Source organism: Bathymodiolus azoricus thioautotrophic gill symbiont, from assembly GCF_001298715.1.
GTDB lineage: Bacteria > Pseudomonadota > Gammaproteobacteria > PS1 > Pseudothioglobaceae > Thiodubiliella.
In genome coordinates, this window is record NZ_CDSC02000123.1 from 1 (window position 1) to 6,266 (window position 6,266).

At 38.7% G+C, this 6,266-nt stretch carries 5 protein-coding genes; 1 reads left to right on the forward strand and 4 read right to left on the reverse strand.

Annotation, left to right across the window (positions count from 1 at the left end; all coding sequences use genetic code 11):
• Positions 1-293: transposase (locus tag BAZSYMA_RS02420; protein ID WP_143243069.1), on the forward strand; the 293-nt coding region annotated here is incomplete at its 5' end.
• Between the two features lie 69 nt (positions 294-362).
• On the opposite strand, the gene BAZSYMA_RS02425 is transcribed toward BAZSYMA_RS02420, so the two are convergent.
• The 4 genes from BAZSYMA_RS02425 to BAZSYMA_RS02440 all read right to left on the reverse strand — a co-directional run bounded on the left by BAZSYMA_RS02425 (position 363) and on the right by BAZSYMA_RS02440 (position 6,138).
• Entirely contained in the window at positions 363-1,112 is a 750-nt protein-coding gene (locus tag BAZSYMA_RS02425; protein ID WP_090715264.1) for a prepilin peptidase, read from the reverse strand.
• A 169-nt stretch (positions 1,113-1,281) separates the two neighbouring features.
• Positions 1,282-2,742 (reverse strand): IMP dehydrogenase, encoded by a 1,461-nt coding sequence (gene guaB, locus BAZSYMA_RS02430; protein WP_090715266.1) that lies wholly within the window; start codon positions 2,740-2,742, stop codon positions 1,282-1,284.
• A gap of 1 nt (position 2,743) precedes the next feature.
• A complete protein-coding gene (locus BAZSYMA_RS02435) occupies positions 2,744-3,394 on the reverse strand; it encodes a TIGR04211 family SH3 domain-containing protein (protein ID WP_090715268.1) in 651 nt (216 codons plus the stop codon).
• Positions 3,391-6,138, reverse strand: a complete 2,748-nt coding sequence (locus BAZSYMA_RS02440) for a valine--tRNA ligase (protein ID WP_090715270.1) — start codon at positions 6,136-6,138, stop codon at positions 3,391-3,393. Before BAZSYMA_RS02440 ends, BAZSYMA_RS02435 begins: the two co-directional genes overlap by 4 nt.
• Positions 6,139-6,266 lie beyond the last annotated feature (128 nt).

The following is a 6,266-nucleotide window of genomic DNA, read 5'->3' on the forward strand; positions in this document are numbered from 1 at the left end:
TATATAAAGGCATAGAGGGCTATAAACAGCTAATGGTCAATCATTCTGCTGGACAGTATGTTGACGGGACTGCGCATACTAATGGCATTGAGAGTGTTTGGGCGTTATTAAAACGAGGTTACAATGGTGTGTTTCATCATTTTTCAGATAAACATATCGGGCGTTATGTTGATGAGTTTGTTTTTAGGTTGAATGATGGTAATGTCAAACGATTGACGCTGGATAGAATTGATTCAATTGTGTTTGGATTTAGTGGTAATAGACTGTCTTATAAGATGTTGGTATTAATATAAGTTAGTCCCTTATTTTAAGTCTTGACTCATGATGTAGCGCTATTATTTGCTTAACTGTCAATGATTTCATTACAACAGTGATGATAAAGTAAACAACTTTACAAACAAAAAACCAATAATTAAAAATGGACCAAATGCAAACGCCTGATCTTTTTTGGTTCTACTTACTACAAAGAATATTAAACCTAACACTGAAGCACCCAATAGTAGCTGCGGTATTGCCTGCCATCCTATCCAAGCACCTAGTGCTGCGAGTAATTTAAAATCACCGTAGCCTATAGCTTCTTTTTTTCTCATTATCTTAAAGAACCAATACAGACTCCATAACAACAAATACCCAACCATTGCCCCAATAACGCCATTTTGTAAGTCACCAAACTGCATTTGATAAATAAACCCAATCCACATTAGTGAGAGTGTTAAAACATCTGGCAATAGTTGCTCTTTTAAATCAATGACAAATAGTGGAATCAAGAGCCATGCTAGTAACAAATAAAATCCTGACTCTGTCGTTATCCCAAACATAAACACGATTAATGCGCTGATTAAAGCTGTCATTGCTTCAATGATCAGGTACTGCCAACTAATAGTAGTGCCACAGTGCTTACATTTGCCTTTTTGAGCTAGATAGCTAAAAATTGGCACTAGCTCTAGTGCGCTTAATTTTTGTTTGCAAACGGGACAAAATGAGCGCTTAGGATTGATTAAATCAATTGTAGCGTCTGTACAAATACTAAGTGGTAATCGGTAAATAACGACATTAAGGAAACTGCCGGTAAACAGACCTAGTATTGTTGCTATGATAATTTCTACAATCATTCAATTATCATCAATTCTAATTCTGTTTTAGTGGTCATATAAGTTCTTCTCATTATGTTTAATTCTTTTTTAATAAAACTCAATAAATTAAGGTTAAGTCCTTTATCAGCAAGCTCTTTTTTCTTTTAAAGCTTTGTATGTTTAATGTAATAGAATAAAAAAAATGAAGTTATTGATGGTAGTTAGGTGCTTCTTTAGTAATAGAGACATCATGCACATGTGATTCAACCATACCGGCTGAGGTTACTTGTACAAAAGTTGCATCGGTGCGCATTTTATCCAGTGTTGCGCAACCTGTGTAACCCATTGATGAACGTACACCTCCTATCATTTGATGAACGATAGGGCGGATAGAACCTTTGAATGGTACGCGACCTTCGACACCTTCTGGTACTAATTTATCTGCTTTGGAGTCTGCTTGAAAGTATCTATCAGATGAGCCGTGCGCTTGATTCATCGCACCGATTGAGCCCATACCACGATAAGATTTATAAGAGCGACCTTGATAGAGTTCTACCTCACCAGGGGATTCTTCTGTACCAGCTAACATTGAGCCAAGCATAACACAGTAAGCGCCTGCAGCAAAGGCCTTAGCAATATCACCTGAATAACGAATGCCACCATCAGCAATCAAGGGAATACTTGTGCCTTGTAAGGCTTCTGCCACATCAGAGATAGCAGTAATTTGCGGTACACCCACACCTGCAACAATACGCGTGGTACAAATGCTACCAGGGCCAATACCGACTTTTACGCAGTCCGCACCCGCTTTGACTAAATCTAGTGCTGCGCTACCAGTGGCAATATTGCCAGCAATGATGTTAAGGTTTGGATGTTTGGCTTTGGTTTTCTTAACACGATCAAGCACACCTTGAGAATGTCCGTGTGCGGTGTCAATGACAATAATATCAACACCAGCTGCAACTAAGGCATCAATGCGCTCACTCGTACCGCTACCCACACCAACTGCAGCGCCAACACGCAATTGTTCTTTCTCATCTTTACAGGCATTAGGGAAGTCATTTGATTTCTGAATATCACGAACGGTAATCATACCTTGTAGATTAAAATCATCACCCGTGATAATGACGCGTTCAATGCGGTGTTTGTGCAATAGTGCGCGTACTTCACTCATGTCTGTGCCTTCTTTGACAGTGGTAAGTTTGTTTTGCGGTGTCATTACATTTTCAACCAAATCATTGAGATTGGTTTCAAAGCGAACATCGCGACCTGTCACCATGCCGATAATGGTATTGCCATCTACCACAGGTAATGCTGAAATCTTATATTGTCGTTGCTTATCAAACACATCTTTAATACTTGCCTTGGCACCAATCGTGATAGGGTCTCTGATAATGCCAGACTCAAAGCGCTTAACCTTATGTACTTCTGCTGCTTGTTTTTCAACAGACATATTTTTGTGAATAATACCAATACCACCTTCTTGTGCCATAGCAATAGCTAAATTGCCTTCAGTCACTGTGTCCATTGCTGCTGATAAAATAGGCATATTGAGCGTAATGTTTTTGGTTAGTTGTGTTTTGAGGCTAACCTCCTTTGGCATTATTTTTGAATGCGCAGGGACAAGCAATACATCATCAAAAGTGAGTGCGGTTTTTAGTAAATTCATCTTAAAATCTCCTGTTATTTGTACGTTTTTGAAAAACAAAGCCCACCATAAATCCAAAAAATAAAACCAGCGCACCAACGATAAACCAATTTCTGGCACTGGAATCTTGTCCGACGGTATTATTATTTTCTAATAGTTGTAATTCTGCTTGTAGTTGCAAAGTAGCAGTTCTAAGTTTTTTGTTTTCGTGTTCAAGTTTGAGCGAGTCTTGATAAGTTTGCTTAATGTATTCTTTTTCTGATTCTAATTTTCCAATTCGAATGGAAAGTTTGGTATTTTTTGCTTTTAAGTCAGCCGTAAGACCTTCAAGCATTGTATTTTTTTCATTTTGTTTAGCAAGGGACAGTTTGTTGTTGTTATTATTACGCTGAAGTACTTCCAACTGAACTCTTGCAGGTGTATTGGAGGTTAAATAGCGTGAAATCATCCAGCCAGTGGTGTTTTCAAATCTAACTTTAGTCCAGCCATCTTCGGTGGCTAAAATTTTTAATTTAGTGCCAGAATCTAACATTTTAATAAGATTGCTAGGGTTGTTCTGAATTTTGTTTTCAGAACGCATCGGAATAGGCACCATATCGGTGACATAGACATAGGAGGCAGCATTGATTATTGAATTTAGCAATAAAAATATTATAAATAAGCTGCGCTTCATAATTTGTTCATTTTTTTCAATTGCGTGGATAAATCAGTAATAGTATTTTGAGTTGAAGCCAATCTTGTTCTTTCGGTGTTTACAATCTCCTTAGGTGCACTGCTGACAAATTTTTCATTATTTAATTTACTTTCAAATTGTGCTTTTTGCTGATTTAATTTTTCAATTTCTTTATTTAAACGCACAATCTCTTGTTCTTTGTCAATTAAGCCTGCCAAAGGAATAAGAATTTTCATCTCTCCCACCAATGCTGTTGCTGACTCAGGTGCCTCATCATTAGGTGAGAGTTTGTTAATAGTTTGCATTTTTGACAAAGACTTTAGAATATTGGTATTGTTATTAAGATAGGTTTGGTCTACTGCATTGAAGTCTTGTACAAAGCAATTTAACACTTTGTTCGGTGAAATATTCATCTGTGCGCGAATCTGACGAATGCCTAGAACAAAAGTTTGCAGCCACTTAATTTCTGCCTCGGCTTTCTCTGAGATAAGTTGTGTATCAACTTCTGGATAGGGCTCACTCATCAAGCTACTTTTATCTTTGCTAAGAATAGTATTGCATTGCTCAAAGATTTCTTCAGTGATAAACGGAATAATAGGGTGAAGTAAGCTCACCATTTCATTTAAGACTTTAATGAGTGTTGCCTGTGTACCAGCCTTAGTAGTTTCATTCGCCAATAAAGACTTAGAGAATTCCAAATACCAGCCGCAATAATCATCCCATACAAATTCATAGAGTTCATGGCTCATTAAATCTAGCCTATAACTACCTAAATGCTTTTCAACTTTGGTTTTAGTGTCTTGTAAACGCGATAGAATCCATTCATCAGCCGTTGATAATTTTGCATTGGTGTCAATGGTTTCTTCTTCAAGTTTCATCAATACAAAACGAGAAGCATTCCATAGTTTATTGCAGAAGTTGCGATAACCTTCAACACGCTTGAGATCAAATTTAATATCACGACCAAAAGAAGCCAGCGCTGCAAAAGTAAAGCGTAATGCATCCGTGCCAAAAGCATCAATACCATTTGGAAACTCTTTTTTGGTTTGTCTTGTGATTTTCTCTGCCATTTTTGGCTGCATTAGCCCTTGTGTTCTTTTTTCTAATAAATCTTTGAGACTAATGCCATCAATCAAATCAATTGGGTCTAGAACATTGCCTTTGGATTTAGACATTTTTTGCCCTTGTCCATCTCTGATTAAGCCAGTGATATAAATGTCTTTAAACGGCACATCGCCTGTAAACTTAAGACCGAACATAATCATTCGTGCTACCCAAAAGAAAATAATATCAAAGCCTGTTACCAAAACATTGGTTGGGTAAAAACGCGCGAGTTCAGGCGTTTTTTCGGGCCAGCCCAAGGTTGAAAATGGCCATAACGCTGAAGAGAACCAAGTGTCAAGCACATCCTCGTCTTGCTTTAACTTTACACCTTCACCTGCTTGTTGTTGTGCCTTTTCCAAGGAATCAGCAACATAAATATTGCCCTTGCTATCGTACCAAGCAGGGATACGATGCCCCCACCAAATTTGTCTAGAGATACACCAGTCTTGTATGTTTTCCATCCAATTGTAATAAGTCTTGTCCCAATTCTCAGGCACAAAACGAATATCACCATTTTTCACTGCATCAATCGCAGGCTGTGCCAATGGCGCAACTTTGACGAACCATTGGTCTGTCAAATATGGCTCAATCACCGCATTGGTTCTATCACCTCGTGGCACCATTAGTTTGTGTGGTTCTATTTTCTCAAGTAAGTTTTGTTCGTCCAAATCCTTAATTATTTGTTTGCGCGCTTCAAATCTATCCATGTCAATATAGTCACTCTCAACCGTGTCATTGATTTTGGCATCATTGGTAAGGATATTGATAATCTCCAAATTGTGACGCTGACCCATTTCATAGTCGTTAAAATCATGTGCAGGAGTAATCTTAACACAACCTGTGCCAAACGCCATATCGACATAATCATCAGCAATGATGGGGATTTTTCTACCAGTTAGTGGCAAATCAATGGTTTGTCCAATAAGGTGTGTATAGCGCTCATCATCTGAATGCACAGCAACTGCACTATCACCTAGCATGGTTTCAGGGCGTGTGGTGGCAACTACCACCACTTCATCAGAGTCGCTCACTGGATAACGCATATGCCAGAGTGAGCCTTGTTCTTCGGTGCTGATAACTTCAAGGTCAGAAACGGCAGTGTGCAAGACAGGATCCCAGTTAACCAAACGCTTTCCACGATAAATCAAGTCCTCGTTATACAGTTGAATGAAAACTTTATGTACCGCATCTGAGAGCCCTTCATCCATTGTAAAACGCTCTCTTTCCCAATCAACTGAAGCACCTAAGCGACGCATTTGAGAAGTAATCGTACCACCAGATTGTTGCTTCCAATCCCAAATTTTGTGAGTAAATTTATCACGCCCTATATCGTGACGCGTCATGTCTTGCGCAGCGAGTTGGCGCTCAATCACCATTTGCGTAGCAATACCTGCGTGGTCAGTACCTGGTTGCCAAAGTGTCTGCTCACCTTTACCACGATGATACCGTGTTAACACATCCATAATGGTGTGCTGAAATGCATGCCCCATATGCAAACTGCCCGTCACATTGGGTGGCGGCAACATAATACAATAGGCGTTCTCGCTAGTAGAATTTGAATTGGAAGAAAATAGATTTTTGTCTTCCCAAAGTGAGCGGTATTTGGCTTCAATTTGTTCGGGGTTGTAGGTTTTTTCCATTAACTTAGTCTCAACTTTATAAAGATGGATAAAACTTTGTCATTATACTATGTTACGATGAAAACATCAGACAAAAAAACTGTGGTTTGTGTATTTAGTCGCCCCTTAAAAACCCATTCCAACCAAAC

Coding starts and splice junctions, on each gene's coding strand:
- BAZSYMA_RS02425 (WP_090715264.1), bottom strand. CDS start 1,112: ATGATTGTAGAAATTATCATAGCAACAATACTAGGTCTGTTTACCGGC.
- guaB (WP_090715266.1), bottom strand. CDS start 2,742: ATGAATTTACTAAAAACCGCACTCACTTTTGATGATGTATTGCTTGTC.
- BAZSYMA_RS02435 (WP_090715268.1), bottom strand. CDS start 3,394: ATGAAGCGCAGCTTATTTATAATATTTTTATTGCTAAATTCAATAATC.
- BAZSYMA_RS02440 (WP_090715270.1), bottom strand. CDS start 6,138: ATGGAAAAAACCTACAACCCCGAACAAATTGAAGCCAAATACCGCTCA.